At 68.5% G+C, this 16,209-nt stretch carries 16 protein-coding genes and 1 pseudogene; 8 read left to right on the top strand and 9 right to left on the bottom strand.

Annotated features, from left to right (window positions below; translation table 11 throughout):
• Window positions 1–79: 79 nt before the first annotated feature.
• The 4 genes from gnd (at window position 80) to ACLHRZ_RS30880 (ending at window position 3,767) form a co-directional block, all read left to right on the top strand.
• The gene (gene gnd / locus ACLHRZ_RS30865; protein ID WP_490421874.1) at window positions 80–1,111 is read left to right on the top strand and encodes a phosphogluconate dehydrogenase (NAD(+)-dependent, decarboxylating); all 1,032 of its coding nucleotides are present in this window, start codon (window positions 80–82) and stop codon (window positions 1,109–1,111) included.
• A gap of 2 nt (window positions 1,112–1,113) precedes the next feature.
• Window positions 1,114–2,574, top strand: a complete 1,461-nt coding sequence (gene zwf / locus ACLHRZ_RS30870) for a glucose-6-phosphate dehydrogenase (RefSeq protein ID WP_490421875.1) — start codon at window positions 1,114–1,116, stop codon at window positions 2,572–2,574.
• Window positions 2,571–3,182, top strand: coding sequence for a histidine phosphatase family protein (locus tag ACLHRZ_RS30875; protein ID WP_490421876.1), 612 nt, complete (start codon window positions 2,571–2,573; stop codon window positions 3,180–3,182). Before zwf ends, ACLHRZ_RS30875 begins: the two co-directional genes overlap by 4 nt.
• Window positions 3,183–3,248: 66 nt before the next feature.
• Window positions 3,249–3,767 carry a GNAT family N-acetyltransferase gene (locus ACLHRZ_RS30880; RefSeq protein ID WP_490421877.1) on the top strand — a complete coding sequence of 173 codons (519 nt, stop codon included), beginning with the start codon at window positions 3,249–3,251 and terminating at the stop codon, window positions 3,765–3,767.
• 39 nt (window positions 3,768–3,806) lie between these two features.
• Here ACLHRZ_RS30880 and ACLHRZ_RS30885 read toward each other — a convergent pair whose 3' ends face one another.
• From ACLHRZ_RS30885 to ACLHRZ_RS30915, 7 genes and pseudogenes are all read right to left on the bottom strand, one after another.
• Window positions 3,807–4,505: a 4'-phosphopantetheinyl transferase family protein gene (locus tag ACLHRZ_RS30885; RefSeq protein ID WP_490421878.1), complete on the bottom strand. Its 699-nt coding sequence runs from the start codon at window positions 4,503–4,505 to the stop codon at window positions 3,807–3,809.
• 90 nt (window positions 4,506–4,595) lie between these two features.
• Window positions 4,596–6,314 (bottom strand): annotated as a pseudogene (gene cmlS / locus ACLHRZ_RS30890) (chloramphenicol-biosynthetic FADH2-dependent halogenase CmlS); the annotation flags it as partial.
• A gap of 5 nt (window positions 6,315–6,319) precedes the next feature.
• Complete coding sequence (locus ACLHRZ_RS30895) at window positions 6,320–6,946, bottom strand: LbetaH domain-containing protein (RefSeq protein ID WP_490421879.1); 627 nt, start codon at window positions 6,944–6,946, stop codon at window positions 6,320–6,322.
• Complete coding sequence (locus ACLHRZ_RS30900) at window positions 6,943–8,307, bottom strand: class I adenylate-forming enzyme family protein (RefSeq protein WP_490421880.1); 1,365 nt, start codon at window positions 8,305–8,307, stop codon at window positions 6,943–6,945. The genes ACLHRZ_RS30895 and ACLHRZ_RS30900 overlap by 4 nt, the downstream gene beginning before the upstream one ends.
• Window positions 8,304–9,002 carry an SDR family NAD(P)-dependent oxidoreductase gene (locus tag ACLHRZ_RS30905; RefSeq protein WP_490421881.1) on the bottom strand — a complete coding sequence of 233 codons (699 nt, stop codon included), beginning with the start codon at window positions 9,000–9,002 and terminating at the stop codon, window positions 8,304–8,306. The genes ACLHRZ_RS30900 and ACLHRZ_RS30905 overlap by 4 nt, the downstream gene beginning before the upstream one ends.
• 19 nt (window positions 9,003–9,021) lie before the next feature.
• A complete protein-coding gene (locus tag ACLHRZ_RS30910; protein WP_490421882.1) occupies window positions 9,022–9,339 on the bottom strand; it encodes a hypothetical protein in 318 nt (105 codons plus the stop codon).
• Window positions 9,340–9,515: 176 nt separating this feature from the next.
• Window positions 9,516–10,334, bottom strand: coding sequence for a streptomycin biosynthesis protein (locus ACLHRZ_RS30915; RefSeq protein ID WP_490421883.1), 819 nt, complete (start codon window positions 10,332–10,334; stop codon window positions 9,516–9,518).
• Between the two features lie 592 nt (window positions 10,335–10,926).
• Between ACLHRZ_RS30915 and ACLHRZ_RS30920 the strand changes: the two genes are divergently transcribed.
• The 4 genes from ACLHRZ_RS30920 to ACLHRZ_RS30935 all read left to right on the top strand — a co-directional run bounded on the left by ACLHRZ_RS30920 (window position 10,927) and on the right by ACLHRZ_RS30935 (window position 14,354).
• Window positions 10,927–11,340: an ectoine synthase gene (locus ACLHRZ_RS30920; protein WP_490421884.1), complete on the top strand. Its 414-nt coding sequence runs from the start codon at window positions 10,927–10,929 to the stop codon at window positions 11,338–11,340.
• A gap of 35 nt (window positions 11,341–11,375) precedes the next feature.
• On the top strand, window positions 11,376–12,266 hold the full coding sequence (gene thpD / locus ACLHRZ_RS30925) for an ectoine hydroxylase (RefSeq protein WP_490421885.1): 891 nt from the start codon (window positions 11,376–11,378) through the stop codon (window positions 12,264–12,266).
• Window positions 12,267–12,339: 73 nt separating this feature from the next.
• On the top strand, window positions 12,340–13,644 hold the full coding sequence (locus ACLHRZ_RS30930; RefSeq protein WP_490421886.1) for a CynX/NimT family MFS transporter: 1,305 nt from the start codon (window positions 12,340–12,342) through the stop codon (window positions 13,642–13,644).
• Between the two features lie 134 nt (window positions 13,645–13,778).
• Window positions 13,779–14,354 carry an HAD family acid phosphatase gene (locus tag ACLHRZ_RS30935; RefSeq protein WP_490421887.1) on the top strand — a complete coding sequence of 192 codons (576 nt, stop codon included), beginning with the start codon at window positions 13,779–13,781 and terminating at the stop codon, window positions 14,352–14,354.
• A 3-nt stretch (window positions 14,355–14,357) separates the two neighbouring features.
• On the opposite strand, the gene ACLHRZ_RS30940 is transcribed toward ACLHRZ_RS30935, so the two are convergent.
• Entirely contained in the window at window positions 14,358–15,344 is a 987-nt protein-coding gene (locus tag ACLHRZ_RS30940; protein WP_490421888.1) for an alpha/beta hydrolase, read from the bottom strand.
• Window positions 15,345–15,407: 63 nt separating this feature from the next.
• On the bottom strand, window positions 15,408–16,209 hold an 802-nt coding region (locus ACLHRZ_RS30945), incomplete at its 5' end, for an LGFP repeat-containing protein (protein ID WP_490421889.1).

The raw sequence follows: 16,209 nt of genomic DNA on the forward strand, positions 1-16,209 counted from the left end.
GCGACCGGCCGGGATGCGGGCCGGCCCGGGACGGCGTGTACTGGAACGAGGGCTCGTGCCGAACACGGGGAGACCAGCCATGACCACGGACTCGCCCCTGCAGATCGGAATGGTCGGGCTCGGCCGGATGGGCGCCAACCTGGCGCGGCGGCTGATGCGCGACGGCCACCACTGCGTCGTCAACGACCTCGGCCGGGACGCGGTCCAGGCCCTGGAGAAGGAGGGCGCGACCGCCGCCTTCTCGCTGGGGGAGCTGGCCGCGGCGCTGGAACGGCCCCGCAACGTCTGGCTGATGGTGCCCGCGGGAGCGGTGGAGTCCACGCTCGACGAGCTGGTGCCCCTGCTGGACGCCGGCGACACCGTCGTCGACGGCGGGAACTCCTTCTACCGCGACGACATCGCCCGGGCCGGCCGGCTCGCCCGGCACGGCATCCACTACGTGGACTGCGGCACCTCCGGCGGCGTCTGGGGCCTCGACCGCGGCTACTGCCTGATGATCGGCGGCGACGAGAAGGCCGTGGCCCGGCTGGACCCCGTCTTCCGCACCATCGCCCCCGGCACCGGCGGCGCCGAGCCCACCCCCGGCCGGACCCGGGCCGGCGGAACGGCTCCCGAGGGCTATCTGCACTGCGGCCCCAGCGGCGCCGGGCACTTCGTGAAGATGGTGCACAACGGCGTCGAGTACGGGATGATGGCCGCCATCGCCGAGGGCCTCAGCATCATCCGGCACGCGGACGCGGGCCTGCGCGGCGGCACCGTCGACGCGGAGACCGCCCCGCTGCGCGACCCCGACGCCTACCGGTACGAGATCGACGTGGGCGAGGTCGCCGAGGTGTGGCGCCGCGGCTCGGTCGTCGGTTCCTGGCTGGTCGACCTCGTCGCCGACGCGCTCGCCCGCTCCCCCGGGCTCGACGCCTTCACCGGCCGGGTCTCCGACTCCGGCGAGGGCCGCTGGACGGTGCAGGCGGCAATCGACGAGAGCGTCCCCGCCCCGGTCATCGGCACGGCACTCAACCAGCGCTACGAATCGCGCGGGCTGGGCGAGTTCACCGACAAGGTGCTCTCCGCGATGCGCAGCGAATTCGGGGGCCATGCGGAGAAGAAGGGGTAGCCGTGACCGGCCCGTCCTCCACCGCAGAGAAGCGCGGCCCGCGTCCGGAGGACCACGTCGTCGTCCTCTTCGGCGCGACCGGTGACCTGGCACGGCGCAAGCTCCTGCCGGGTCTGTTCCACCTCGCCCGCGCCGGGCTGATGCCGTCCCGGTACCGCATCATCGGCTCGGCGCCCGCCGCCGACGCACTCGGTACCGAGGAGTTCCGCACGCACGCCCGCGAGGCGGTCGCCGAGTTCGGCAGCACCCGGCCCGAGGGGCCGGCCTGGCAGGAGTTCGAGGCCGCGCTGTCCTTCGGCGCCGCCGACCCGGACGACACCGGTCCGCTGCTGGCGGCCGTGCAGGAGGCCGAACGGGCCGTCGGCGGCAGCCCGCGCCGGCTCTTCCATCTCGCGGTGCCGCCGAAGGCGTTCCCCTCCGTGGTGCAGGAGCTCGGCGCGAGCGGCCTCGCCGAGGGCGGCCGGCTGGTCGTGGAGAAGCCCTTCGGCACGGACCTGGCGTCGGCGCGCGCGCTCGACGCGACCGTCCACGCCGTCTTCGACGAGTCCCGGGTCTTCCGCATCGACCACTTCCTCGGCAAGGAGTCCGTCGACAACATCCTCGCCCTCCGCTTCGCCAACGGCCTCTTCGAGCCCGTCTGGAACCGCAACCACATCAGCCACGTGCAGATCGACGTACCGGAGCAGCTCACCATCGAGGGCCGGGCCGGCTTCTTCGAAGGGACCGGCACCTTCCGCGACATGATCGTCACCCACCTCTTCCAGATCCTCGGCTTCGTGGCGATGGAACCCCCGGCCGCACTCACCGCCCGCTCCCTGCGGCAGGAGAAGGACAAGGTCTTCGCGGCGATGCGCGCCCTGGACCCGGCCGGCGTCGTGCGCGGCCAGTACGAGGGGTACCGCGGCGAACCCGGCGTCGACCCGCACTCCGACACCGAGACCTTCGTCGCCCTGCGCGTGGAACTCGACAACTGGCGCTGGGCCGGAGTGCCTTTCTACCTGCGCTCGGGCAAGGCCCTGGGACAGGGACGGCACATGGTGACGCTCGGCTTCCGCGAACCGCCCCTGCGCATGTTCCCCTTCGGCACGCAGGACACCGCCGAGGGCCGCCACAACGCGCTCGTCATCGACTTCGACGACCCGGGCCGCATCACCACCCGCTTCATGGCGAAGGAGCCCGGCCCCGACATGCGCCTCGGCGAGGCCGAGATGGTCTTCGCGTACACCGAATGCTTCAACACCGCCCACGCCCTGGAGGGTTACGAACGCCTCACCCTCGACGCGATGCTCGGCAACCAGTCCCTGTTCACCAGCGCCGACGGCATCGAGCGCCTGTGGGAGGCGTCCGCCCCGCTGCTCCGTGACCCGCCGCCGGTGCAGCCGTACGCCCCCGGGTCCTGGGGGCCGGAGAGCGTCCACCGGCTGATCCGCCCCTACCGCTGGTACCTGCCGGAGGAACGATGACATCCGATCCGGGCGAACTGTTGCTGATCCGGCACGGCCAGACCGAATGGAGCCGAACCGACCGGCACACCGGCCGTACCGACGTGCCCCTCACCCCGGAGGGCGAGGCGCAGGCCCGCGCGCTCGCCCCCGTCCTCGCCGCGCGGCGCATCACCGCCGTGCTGTGCAGCCCGCTGCAACGCGCCGTGCGCACGGCGGAGTTGAGCCTGCCCCGCGGGACGGGTGTGGCCCTGGAGCCGGGGCTCATGGAGTGGGACTACGGGGCGTACGAGGGCCTGACCACCGCACAGATCCAGCAGACCCGGCCCGGCTGGGACCTGTGGCGCGACGGCGTGCCGACCGACGGCGCCGAACGCCCCGGGGAATCGCTCGTGCAGGTCGGCAACCGCTGCGACAACGTCCTCGCCCGCGCCTGCGCCGCGCTGGAGGAGACGGGCGGCGATGTCGCCCTCTTCGCCCACGGCCACGTGCTGCGCGCCCTCACCGCCCGCTGGCTGGGGCAGGGGACGGAGACGGGCGCCCTGTACCGGCTGGGGACCGCCACGCTGTCCGTGCTGGGCACGGAGCACGCGCGGCGGGTGATCGCCGGGTGGAACATCCCGGCGTGAGTGAGTCACGATGTCCGTACCGGACCACTCCGTCACCTCTCCCCGCCCGATGCGAAGGGAAGAACGATGACCGGCTCGTTGTCGCAGAAGACCGGCACCGATGTTCACTACCGCACGCCCACCCCGGAAGACGCCGTATCCGTCTGGCAGATGGTCGTCGACGAGCCGATGCTGGACGACAACAGTTCCTACCACTACACGCTCTGGTTCCGGGACTTCGCCAAGACCTCCCTGGTGGCCACCGTGGGCGGTGACATCGTGGGTTTCCTCACCGGCTACCGCCGGCCCGACGAACCGGAGACGTTCTTCATCTGGCAGGCGGCGGTCAGGCCCGGCAGCGGCATTTCGGGCCTCGGGATCGACATCCTCGTGAACGCGATCGACCTCCAACTGGCCACAGGGGCGCACTACGTGGAGACGAGCGTCTCCGAGCAGAACAAGACGATCGCGATGCTGCTGCACATGGTCGCCGGGAAATACGATGCCGGTACCCACACCGAACTGCTCTTCCCCGCGGAGGAGCTCCCGGGCGGCGACCACGACGAAGTCCTCTACCGCATCGGACCGTTGCACCCCCGCGATTGAAGCGGTGACGGAGCCCGCGCGCCACCGCTGCCCTCCGGCTCACCCGGAGGGCAGCGGCCGAGCGGCCAGACCAGTGATCCGACGGGTGCTGGCGATCGCGGCGACATGACCCTCCACGGGCACGTCCAGCAGATGGACCCGGGACGAAGGCCACTCCTCGGCGGGACTTCCCTGGGGCAGGACCAGATCGCCCCGCACCCCGATACGGTCCAGCCGGGCCGCCAGCCCGTGTCCTGTGAGCTTGACGGCAGCCTCCTTCCTCGACCAGAGCCTCGCGAAGGCCGCCGGTCGTTCACGCGGGGGCAGCCGGGTCAGGGCCGCGCGTTCATCCGGTGTGGCGATGCGGGCGACCAGCCGCTCCGGGACGCCGGGGCCCGGAACCTCGTCGAGGTCGATGCCGACGAATCCCTGCGTCACGACCCCGATCAGAACACGGCGACGGGTGTGCGACACCGAGTAGTCGTACCCGGCTCCGACGACGCGAGGACGGCCGTGGCCGGCGCCGCAACGGTCGCAGGTGCGGTCGATGCGCACCAGGCGGGCAGGACTGCCGGTGTAGCGGCAGGCGATCAAACGCTGCGCCGCGCGCGAGGTGACGAACAGATTCCGCCGCCCGTCCCCGGGAATCGCCCCGGCCCGGGCCGCCTCGTCGGGCGTCAGCAGCCCTTCCCAGTCCGGTCGCGTGCGGACGGCCACCGACCAGAGGTGGCACTCGCCGGCAGCGGGCAGGGCGTCCACGGCAGACGGCTCCTCTCCCTGTCCCCGAACGGTTCCGGATCCGTCGCCCGCGGACCCGGCGGACCGGGGCGCGGGCGGCGGGGACCGGGATCAGACCTCGTACTCGGTTCCCACACCGTCGAAGCGGAGGCGGTCCTGGATGAAGACCTCCTCACCGTTCTTGTCATAGCCGGTCAGGAGACCGGCCTCCATGAGGCGGATGACGATCTGGGAGCTGAACTCCTGCTGTCCGGCGGCGCCCAGTTCGCGGATCAGCTCCTTGTAGCCGATCTCCTCGCCGAGAAGACGGCCGAAGATCTGCCGGTGCTTCTCCTCCAGGGGCCACTTGACCATGTCGCGGCCCTCCTCATTGGCGAGGACCTGTTTGGACTCCAGGCCGAACGTCTCGGGATCGACCTTGTAGTACGGCTTGAGCACCACCTCTTTGCCGTTCCACTGCAGGCGTTCGATGCGGTTGAGCCGCTTGGTCAGCTGACTGATCCAGCGCACGCGGGCGGGGTTGAGCTCCTTGTCGGTGAACTCGTCGCTCAACTCCATGCGCTGGTGGCGTCCGATGCTCATCATGGTCGCCGCGCGGTCGCGGAAGTCGCTCACCGACCAGGTGCCGTCCTTGGTGGAAGCGGCCAGGCGCTCGAACCAGCGCTTGTGGTGCAGGCGCCCGTCGTCGGCTTCGCCGATGCGCCGCCTGGCCCAGAATGCGGACTCCGGCTCGGTGAAGGAGGCCAGGGTGTAGAAGGAGGCGAGGAACTCGTGGTACTGCTCGTAGGTCTCACGGTAGGCGCGGTTGTACCAGGCGTGGACCTCCTCGGTCTCCCCCTCCTGCCGGGCGATCCGGTCGATCGCGGCAGCCGCGGAGACGGCCGATTGCGTGGCCAGGTGCACGCCCTGCGAGAACAGGGGGTCGGTGAAGCAGGCGGAGTCGCCGGAGAGGAAGTGGCGTCCGCCGGAGTACACCTCGGAGTCGTACGACCAGTCGTGGACGACACGGACCTCGTCGGCCGTCTCGGCGTCGCCGAGGATCTCCTTCACCCGGGCGGCCTTGGCGAGGGTCTCCCGGTAGAAGCGTTCGGGGCCCAGCTCCTTGACCTCGCCCGACTTCGAGCGGTCGACGACCAGTCCGACGCTGTAGAGGCCCTCCTCGACCGGGATCATCCACACCCAGCCGTCCTCGAAGGTGATGGAGTAGGTCGTCCCCTTGAGGTCGCCCTCGAAGGGGTCGGGGCAGCGGAAGTACGTCCAGACGGCGAAGCTCTTGTAGAACTCGTCGTAGCGCCGCACTTTGAGCTTCCGGGCCAGGGGCCCGTTGGACCCTCCCGCGTCGATCACGAAATCGCATGTCACCTGCCGCGCAGCAGCACCCTGTCCCGCGGTGAGCGACACCCGGCCGGGATCCGACAGGTCGACATCGGACACCGGCGTGTTCTCGTGCACTTCGATGCCGCGTTCTTTGACCTCGTCGAGGAGGAGTTTGTCGAATTCCTCCCGCTTGACCTGGATGGCGTGGTCGAAGACCCACGGCGAAGTCTTCGGAGCGGTGAAGGAGAAGGTCCACGGAGCCTCGTTCCGCCCCCACAGGAACGTGGCCGAGGGTTTCCTGACGAAACCGGCGGCATCGAGCCTCTCCTGCAGGCCCAGCCGGTTGAAGATGGACAGCGAACCGGGGAGGAAGGACTCCCCGATCCGGTAGCGGGGGAAGCAGTCGCGCTCGTAGACGACCGGTTCATGGCCGAGCTTGTGCAGCGTGAGGGCAGCGGTGCAGCCGGCGGGGCCGGCCCCGATGACGGCGACGGTCGTTCGGTTCATGGGCGTTCCCTTCAGGACCGGAGGGAGTTGATGGATTTGATGCGGCTCGGGGCGAGATAGGAGAAGCCGCCGGCGGCGTTCTCGAACATGGTGATCCCCGCCTGGAACCGGCATGCGTCGCCGATGGAGACCTCCGGGGCGACAGTGCAGCCGAGGCCGAAGAAGTTGCCGTCTCCGATCTCTGCGCTGTTGCCGCAGTGGAAGTTCGGGGCGAAGAAGTTGCCCGACCCGATCCGGGAGTGGTGCCCGAACGTGCACCGGTAATTGACGACGTTGTAGCTTCCGAGTGCGGTGTTCACGCCGGCGTAGTTGTCCGGGCCGATGACGTTGCCCTCGCCTTCGACCGCGGCGGGATCGAGGCGGGAGGAAGGGTGGACGATATTGACCGCCGACAGTCCCCGGGGCGTGATGTACCCCTCGATCAGCGTGCGCCGCAATTCCATGTCGGACACGGCGAGGACGGCCTTCGCCCCCTTGCCCGGCTCGTATGCGGCGAGTTTCGTCCATGTCCCGTCCGGCACATGGACGTCCTCGCCCTCGACGGCGAGGTAGCACTCGATCCCGAAACCGGAGTCCTCTGCGTAGCGTGCCACTTCCAGGGCGAACTTGCCCGCCCCTATGACGACCAGGTGGGTCACTGCCGGATCCTCTTCTTCTTGAACCGGTCCGAAACGGGTATCTCGTCGATCACGGTGATCCTGGCCGGCATCTTGAACGGCTCGACCTTGCCGTCGAGGAACTCGCGTACGTGCCGGCGGACTTCGGACCTGCCCATCTCGCCGACGGGTTTGACGTCGACGTGGACGGCCTGTCCTGTGATCGAGTTCGGTTTCCCGTAGACGGTGCAGTAGGCGATATGGGGGCTGCTCATGAGGATCGACTCGAGTTCGAGCGGCAGGACCTTCTCGCCGCCGACGTTGATGACGTCCTTCGCCCGGCCTTTGATCTTGATGTAGCCGTCACTGTTCTTCTCCACGAGGTCGCCGGTGCGGAACCAGCCGTCCTCGGTTACGGCCTCGTCGGAGTGGTTGAGATAGCCCATGAACTGCGTCCTGGTGCGCAGTTGCAGTTCGCCGTCCACGATCCGGTGCTCGACGTGCCCGTCGGAGATCTTGAAGTACGTACTGGACGACGACTCGCTCCGAGTGGTCGAGATGCCCGTCTCGCTGGTCCCGAAGGTCTGGAGGAGGCGGGCGCGCGGGAGAGCCGCGTGTATGCGTGTGAGCAATTCCTCCGGCATCGGCTCGGTGCCGTAGGTGATCAGCCGCAGGCTGGAGAGGTCGAACTTCTCCTGGAAACCGCCGATGAGGATGAGGTTGAGGAAGGTCGGGCTGGTCGGGAGAAGGCGGATGCCGTACTTCTCGACCAGTCGGCAGACCTCCTCCGGCGTGCGCTTGACCGGCACGACGGCGGTCGCCGCGCTGCGCACAACGCCCAGCAGCGAGTTGATTCCCCCGATGTGGTCGGCCAGGAGGAACAGCAGGATGTGCGGGGGTCTGCTGCCCACGCGCTCACTCGTGCCGAGCTTCTCCTCCACCAGGGCGTCGAAGTCGTGCAGGACCGCCTTCGGCACACCCGTCGATCCGCTGGAAAGGAGGACGAGCCCGGCCGAGCCGGAGTCGGTCAGCCTCCCGTAGAGTTCCACGGCCTCGCCCGGAGGCGAGGCGAACGGTTCGACCGCGACCTCTCCGTCCGTCTCCACGACGTACCGGGGGCGGCAGGCCTCGCGCACGGCCGCCGGCGTCGTTCCGGTGAACGCCACGACGGGCACCACCACGGCCTTGCGGCGGTAGAGCGCGAAGAGCGCGGCGATGTGGGAGAACGAGAAGTCTCCTCTGAGGACGACGGCGTCGTGCGGTTCCACGCCCGCCTCGTCCAGCATCGTCTCGATATGCCGGATCTCCCCGGCCAGTTCGGCGTACGTTCGGCTCGATTCCCTGTGGAGGACGGCGGTGCGGTCTCCCCACCGCTCCATCCTGTCGATCAGGGTGTCCCTCACTGGACTCCTCCCAAATACAGCGTCTCGCCGGTGACGAATCCGGACTGGCCCGTGGTGAGGAAATCGACCGGGCCGAGGATGTCCTCCATCTCGCACATCCGCCCGAACGTCTGCCGGGCGACGACGGCGTCCAGGGTCTCCGGCGCGAGAGTCCGGGTGAGCACGGTACGGACCGGCGGCAGGCCGATCCCGTTGACCCGTATCCCGAACCCGGCCAGTTCCTTGCTCATGACACGGGTCAGCTGCTCGACAGCGCTCTTGCTCGCCGAGTAGACCAACTGGCCGTCCAGCGCCCACGGCACCGCGACGGTCGAGACGTTGAGAATCGCAGCGAGCCCCTCCGGACTCTTCTGCAGCAGTTTGGCGGCCTCTCTGCAGCAGTTCAGAACCGCGAAGAAGTTGAGGTCGAAGACTTCGCGGGCGGTTCTCTCCGGTGTCAGCATGAAATGGTTCATGACCGAGGTGCCGGCATTGTTGACCAGCACGTCCAAGTGCCCGAACTCGCGGCGGACCGCGCGGAACATGGACCGTGCCTGCGCGGTGTCGGTCAGGTCGATCTCGTGGTGGCGGTAGGCGGGGTGGTCGATGCCCGAGGGCCTCCGGCTGCAGCCGACCACGATGTCCCCGTGCCCGAGGAAGTGTTCGGCGAGAGCCTTTCCTATGCCGGTCCTGGTTCCGGTGACCAGGGTGATCATCAGGGCGGCCCGCGGCCGCTCACACCGGCTCGGAGACGGTGACGCCGGCCTCGGCCAGCTCCGCCTCGATGAACTCGACGAGCCGGCCGACCCTGCTGAACGGGCTCACCCTCTGGGACACGGCCTTCTCCGAGGTCAGCGAGATCTCCTCGGCGTACTCGTCCTCGATGGCCTCTTCCACCTGCGTCAGGAAGTTGACCAGCTGCATGGAGTCGAAGACTCCGTTGTCCCCGTACAGGGTGAGGGAGGACAGTTCCGTGGTGGGGATCTTCTCCTCCCTCCGCTCGTTGACCTCTTCGACGACGTCCTTGATGAGAGTGAGAAGCCGGTCGTTCATGGCGGGAATTCCTCCATTCGAATGGCCCACTGATACCGCGCAGGTCAACAGGAGGATCTGCGCTCGACTGCGGAAGTTCTTCACTTGAACAGCGGCCTTCTGCCGCTGCGTTCATAAAACGACTGCCGCAGCTCCAGGTGATATTCTCGCCGCGTCGCCTCGCCGCACGGCACCTGCTAGTCCGACTGCTCCTCGCGCTCCCGGAGTTCCTGCGCAAGGTTCCACCACATCTCGGAGCACTGGACAGCCAACTCGGCCACGATTTCCGTAAGGTGTGGCGGTATGTTGTCGACAACATGAGGGTACTTCACTTTTGCCTGGTGCTGCAGGTGCAGCCACCGCAATAACTCTCTGCCCGCTTCCGAGAACCTCAGCGAAGGGTCCCTCTGCAACGACTGCAGTCGCGCCTGCATGTTTTTCTGCTCCTTTTCCGGAGCAGCGACGGACGGATCCGCGGCCAGCGCCGTCAAGCCCTCGCGACCGTCGGGATCCTGTGGTTCACGGCGGTCCCTGGGCACGACCGGGTCCTCGCCCCGGCGTATCCGTTCCCTGACGTCGTGCGCGGTGCCCACGGAAACCCCGGCGACCTTGGCGATCCTGCGCAGCGAAGCAAGAGGTTCGGCCGCCAGCACCTCGGCTGCCTGGCGTCGGCCGTCGGCGGCGCTGAGGGGGCGGCAGCGGCCGTCCCTGCCCATCCGCACCTCGTCCTGCGAGGAGCCCTGGTTCAGCCGCCGCCGGATGCTGCCGACCGTCTTCGCGGACAGCCCCGTGCATTCGGCGATCGCCCGGTCCGACATGTTCGGCTGCGCGACGACGATACGCCCGGCCGCCGACCGCCGGTCCTCCAGAGAGAGCGGAAGACCGTGCCTCACGTTGGCCCTCACGGCTTCGACGAAAGCCGCTTCCTCGCTGCCGTCGAAGAACTCGACCTTGATGAAGCCGCGTCCTTTCTCTTTGGCTGCGCGAAGCCGGTGCATCCCGTCGATCACGTGCATGGTGGACCGGTGGACCAGTATGGGCGGCCATTCGTTTTCGCTCTCGACCAGCCTCCGGGTGTGCTGCTCGTCCTCTCCGGCGAGGCGAGGCGAATCTGCCGGCCGAAGCCGGTCTATGGGAACCAGGCGAGGCGCCGATCCGTCGGATGTGAAATCTGCCCGTCCATCGCTGCGTTCAAGCTGAGCTTCCATACTGCCCCCAGCCGGTACGTCTTCACCAAATCAAACAAGAGGGTCTTCCCGTACCCCGATTGATCACATGTCGCGAGGTGATCACACGAGACATCTACTCCGCCAAAGATAATTTCGTCAAGCAGCTAAGGCACCCGACCTGCCTCTGGGCTGCGCATACCCCGGGAAAGCGGCATCTGTCTGACCTTGTCCCTGATTTATGCCCCGGTGGGCCTTTCAGTCGGCGCGAGCCTCACGGTTGATGGCCGGGCGGGGATGTTGCTCTAATGGGGTGTCGATCAGCACGGCACCGAACTCCCGCCGCAGTCCGGCGAGTTGACCGAGAGAGGTATGAAGAGCCTCGCCCGCGCCACGCGCCGGTCGTCCGACCCACCATCGACCAAGGGGGCATCACTCCACCGTGATCGTCCGTTCATTCAGCGACATCGAAGGAACCGAACGGCACATCAAGTCCAAGTCCGGTACCTGGGAGAGCAGAAGGATCGTGCTCGCCCGGGAGCAGGCCGGTTTCTCCCTGCACGAGACCACCGTCTACGCCGGTACCGAGACCTACATGTGGTACGCCAACCACATCGAGGCGGTGCTGTGCATCGAAGGGGAGTCGGAGCTGACCAACGAGGAGACCGGGGAAAAGCACCGGATCACCCCCGGGACCATGTACCTCCTCGACGGCCATGAACGGCACACCCTGCGCCCCAAGACCGATTCCCGCTACATCTGCGTGTTCAACCCGCCCATGACCGGGCGGGAGGACCACGACGAGAACGGCACCTACCCACTGTGCACCGACGCGGGGGACGTGGAAACGGCCTGAGGCTGCAACAGCAGCCGCTGCGAAGGAGACATCGCATGAACACCACTGTGCGTCCCGACCCCTACCCCACCCGGGTCACCGGCGAAGCCGTCCCCCGGCCACGGCTCGACCCCACCGTGTGGGGCGACGCCCCCGGCCCGCTCGACAAGAAGCAGCTGGATCACTACGAGGCCAACGGCTACCTGGTCCTCGACAACCTGCTGTCCCCGCAGGAGGTTGCGGCATACGGCGCCGAAGTGCAGCGGCTCGTCGAGGATCCGGTGCTGCGCGCGAGTGAACGCACGATCCTGGAGCCGGACTCCGACCGGGTGCGCTCCGTGTTCGAGGTCGAGAGGCTCAGCGAGCTCTTCGCCGGACTGCTCCGCTCGCCCCGGCTCGTCGGCATCGCCCGGCAGGTCCTCGGCTCGGACGTGTACCTCCACCAGAGCCGGGTCAACTACAAGCCCGGCTTCGGCGGCGCCCAGTTCGACTGGCACTCCGACTTCGAAACCTGGCACGCCGAGGACGGCATGCCCCGGCCACGTGCGTTCACCGTCTCCATCGCGCTGACCGAGAACCGCCCGTTCAACGGTCCGCTGCTGGTCATACCCGGCACGCACAAGACGTTCGTTCCCACCGTCGGGGAGACGCCGCCGGACTTCCACAAGGAGTCACTGCGCGTGGCCCGTCTCCCCGTCGGCTCCCCGGGCCGGGAGCACCTGTCGCGGATGGCCGACCGGCACGGCATCGACCAGATCACCGGTCCCGCCGGGTCCGCGGTGATGTTCGACTCGAACCTGCTGCACGCGTCCAACGGCAACATCACGCCCTTCGCACGCTGCAACATCTTCGTCGTCTACAACAGCGCGGAGAACACGCTGGAGGCCCCGTTCGCCGCGCCCAAGCCGCGTCCGCAGCACCTCGCCAACCGTGAGTTCCCCGTCTGACCGGCCCAGGAGTCGCTCCGATGCACGGGTCGCCCCGGACCTTCGACACACTGCTGCGCAGGACGGAGACGCAGTGACGCCCACTCCCCGTATCACTCGTTTCACCGCGATCTGGACCGTCATCGGCCTGGTGCTGCTGACCCTCAACCTGCGGGCGGCCATCACCGGCATCCCCCCGGTCCTCGGCGAACTCCAGGACAGGTTCGGGCTCACCGGCGTCGAGGTCAGCGCGCTCGCCACGCTGCCGGAGCTGTGCCTGGGCGTCTTCTCCGCGCTCGCCCCCCTGGTCGCCCGCCGGTTCGGCACCGAGGCGGCGATCACCGGAGCGCTCCTGGTGCTCACGCTCGGGCTCCTGCTGCGCGTGGTCCCCGCCCAGGTGGCGCTGTTCACCGGCACCGTGCTGGCCGGAGCCGGGATGGCCACGGGCAACGTGCTGGTGCCGGCGGTCATCAAGCGGGTGTTCCCCGACCGCGTGGGGCCGCTCACCGGCCTGGCGATGATGCTGATGTCGGTCAGCGGCGCCGCCGCGGCAGGCCTGGCCGTCCCGCTGGACGACCTGGGCGGCTGGCGGCTGGCTCTGGTCATGTGGGCGGTCCCGTCCCTGATCGCGGCCCTGGTGTGGAGCCCGCTCGCGCTCCGCGGGCGGAAACCGTCACCGGAACAGCCGGCCGCCGTTCACGCGGAGACCCGGACGGCGGCTCGTGCGGAGGAGGAGGGGTCGCTGCTGCGCTCGCCGCTGGCGTGGTCCATCACGGTCTTCATGGGCATGGCGTCGCTGATGTTCTACACACTGACGTCGTGGCTTCCCCAGATGATGCACGAGCAGGGCTTCGCGCCCGCCACCGCCGGGATGATGAACTCGGTCATCATCATCATCATCGGCATCCCCCTCGGTTTCGCCGTACCGGTGCTCACCGCCCGCCTGGACGACCAACGGCCGCTCGTCCTCGGGGTCGTCGCCCTGATGGTGATCGGGCTCGGCGGCTTGCTCCTTGCCCCGCAGGCCGGATGGGTCTGGGTCGCGGTCTTCGGGGTCGCCACGGGCAGCGCGTTCCCGATCGCTCTCACGCTTCTCAACCTGCGCTCGCCCGATCCCGCGGTCACGGCACGGCTCTCGGGCATGGCCCAGTCCGGCGGCTATCTCCTCGCCGCGTCCGGCCCGCTGACCTTCGGCGTGCTGCACAGCGTGACCGGCGGCTGGCACGTGTCGGTCTGGCTGCTGCTCCTGCTGGTGGTGCCCGAGCTCGTGTGCGGTCTGCTGGCCGCACGGCCCGGCCTGATACGGCTGGACTCCACCCGGCCGGAGAAGCGCACGGAACACCTCGCCGGACCCACGGAGATCTCGGCCCGGTCCGCCGAAACCGACCGTTCGTTGTGAACTCGGCGTGCGTTCGGCCGTTGTGCGGCTCGACTCCCACCGGTCACTTCCGCAACACCTGCGATTCGCCCCTGCGTCCCCTCACGATGTTGATCTTTGTGACGGCACACCGTTCACCGGAAGGACCTGGATCGATGCCCGTCATGAAGTCCCGCATCGCTGCTCTCGCCGCGCTGGCAGCGGTCATGCTGCCGGCCGCGTCCCTGGCCGCCGCCACCACGGCGCAGGCCGCTCCGGCACGGGCCGTGCCCGGCTACCAGACGTGGCAGGCCGACGTGCAGGAGGCCGTCGCGCCCGTGATTCCGTGGCTGCAGCACCGTGTCGGTGAAGGGGCCGGCAAGCCCGCCATCGTGCTGGACATCGACAACACCGCGCTGGAGACGTACTACCACGCGGGCCGGGCGAACGGGCCGGTGCTGAAGGTGGCCCAGTGGGCGAACGAGCACGGCGTGGCCGTGCTGTTCGTCACCGCCCGCACCTCCTCGTCCTCTGCCCAGCAGCAGTTGGAGGACGCCGGCTACCCCGTGGACGCGGTCTGCACGCGCGACCACGGGGAGAGCAAGGGCGAGGGCAAGGCCCGCTGCCGGCAGGAGCTCACCGAGGACGGCTACACGATCACCGCCAACATCGGCAACCGCTCGACCGACTTCGAGGGCGGCTACTTCGAAAAGGCCTTCAAGCTGCCCGACTACAACGGCCAGTTGTCCTGACCGTCACGCCTTCCGCAGCCGGTCGATGATGCCGTCGAGGTCGCGGAGCATCATGTCGGGGCGGATGAAGTGGCCGCCGGGCTCCTCGTGCCACTCGTGCGGAATGCCGGCCCGGTCGAGGAGACCGCGGAACTCCCGCTGGCCGGCAAGCACCTGGGTCTCGTTGAACACGTCGAACGGGTTGGTCTTGTCGGGGCTGGTGCCGGCGACCAGGAAGACGCGCTTGTTGCGGTAGCTCTCCAGGCGCTCGACCGGGTTGTCGGCGGTGACCCTGGCCTGGTCCCACAGCGGCGCGCCGTAGACCGTGCCGCCGCCCAGGTCCTTGGCCGCGGAGGACACGTTGGCCCAGTGGACGACCGCGCCGAAGTCGCGGCGCAGGCTGGCCGGTCCCGAGTGGGCGCTCACCGAGGCGAAGTGGCCCCAGTACTTGGCCGCGTACTTCAGGGCGCCGAAGCCGCCCATGGAGAATCCGGAGACGGCGCGGCCGTCGTATTCGGCGTACGTCCGGAAGTTCGCGTCGACCCAGGGGATCAGCTGGTTGATGTGGAAGCTCTCCCAGTTCCGGGGGCCGACGTTGGAGCTGACGGGGTTGGAGTACCAGCCGGCCTGGCCGCCGTCGGGCATCACGACGATGATCGGCTTGCCCGCGGTCCAGGCCCGGATGCCCTGGCGGTCGAATTCGATGAAGTCCTGCAGCCCGCCGTGGAGCAGGTAGAGGACGGGGTAGGTGCGTCCGCTGGTGTGGTAGCCGTCGGGGAGCAGGACGTTGACGCCGGGGTTCCAGCCGATCTCGGCGGTCTGGAACCGGTAGTACCACATGCGGGGATCGGCCTCGTTGCGGTCCGCGATGCGCAGCCCGAAGCCGTCGCCGGCCGCGTGGGCGGCCGAGGCCGTGGCGACGACGCCTCCGGCGCCGAGGGCCATTGCCGCGGAGAGGCCTCCCGCAGCTTTCAGGATGTTCCTGCGGGTGGGGCGGTGCTCGCTCACCATGATCTCCAGGTCGTGAACTCGGGAATGCGTGAAGGGGAAAGAAGAAGTCTTCAGAGGAAATCTTCAGTTGTCGGTGATCCAGGTGCCCCTGGCGGGGTTCCAGTGGATGGTGGACTTCTGGAACTTCTGGGCCCTGCCGCCCGCTTCGTCCACCTCGTCCGTCACCGGGTAACCCAGAGCGGCCTCATGACCGGCCTTGTCGAACGCCTTGTAGATCTCCCCATGGACGATGTGCGCACCGGTCTGCTGCGACCACAGGAACAGACCGTTCTCGAAGAACTGATAACGGCCCCGCGTGCCGTTCGGCGCCGGCGCCGCATCGGCCTCGTCCATCGTCGGGAAACCCCACGCACGTTCCGCATCCGTCGCCCAGAACTTGCTCAGGATGTCGCCGTAGACGGCGAAGGCGGCGTCCGGGTGCCAGATGATGATTCCGGTGCGGAACTGCTGGAAACGCCCGCCCATCATGGAATCGCGCTCGCCCGTGACGGGCGGTCCCAGCGGGCTGTTCAGCCCGCCCAGGCTGTCGTACTTGGCCCTGATCGAGCCGTAGGGCATCAGGTCGTCCAGCCGGTTGTAGCGGCGGGGCGAGAACCCGCGGAGACCGTTGCCCCACGTGCGTTCCTCGGCCACGTGCCCGAAGTCGTACTCCTCGCGCACCACGGGCTGGGTGTGGGCGGCGTCCGCCCACCGGACGAACAGGGCCACGTGGTGCGTGGCGTTCGCGTCCGGATCGTCCCTCAACAGGGCGTCTCCGGGCTGGAGGTCGCTCGCCGGGATGTCGGAGGTCACGTTCCACAGTTTCCAGGTGGTCAGACATCTCATCTCGTTTGATGTCAAGCGGATGCGGGTTGAAGGTGGGCGT

Source organism: Streptomyces sp. AM25 (assembly GCF_058146165.1).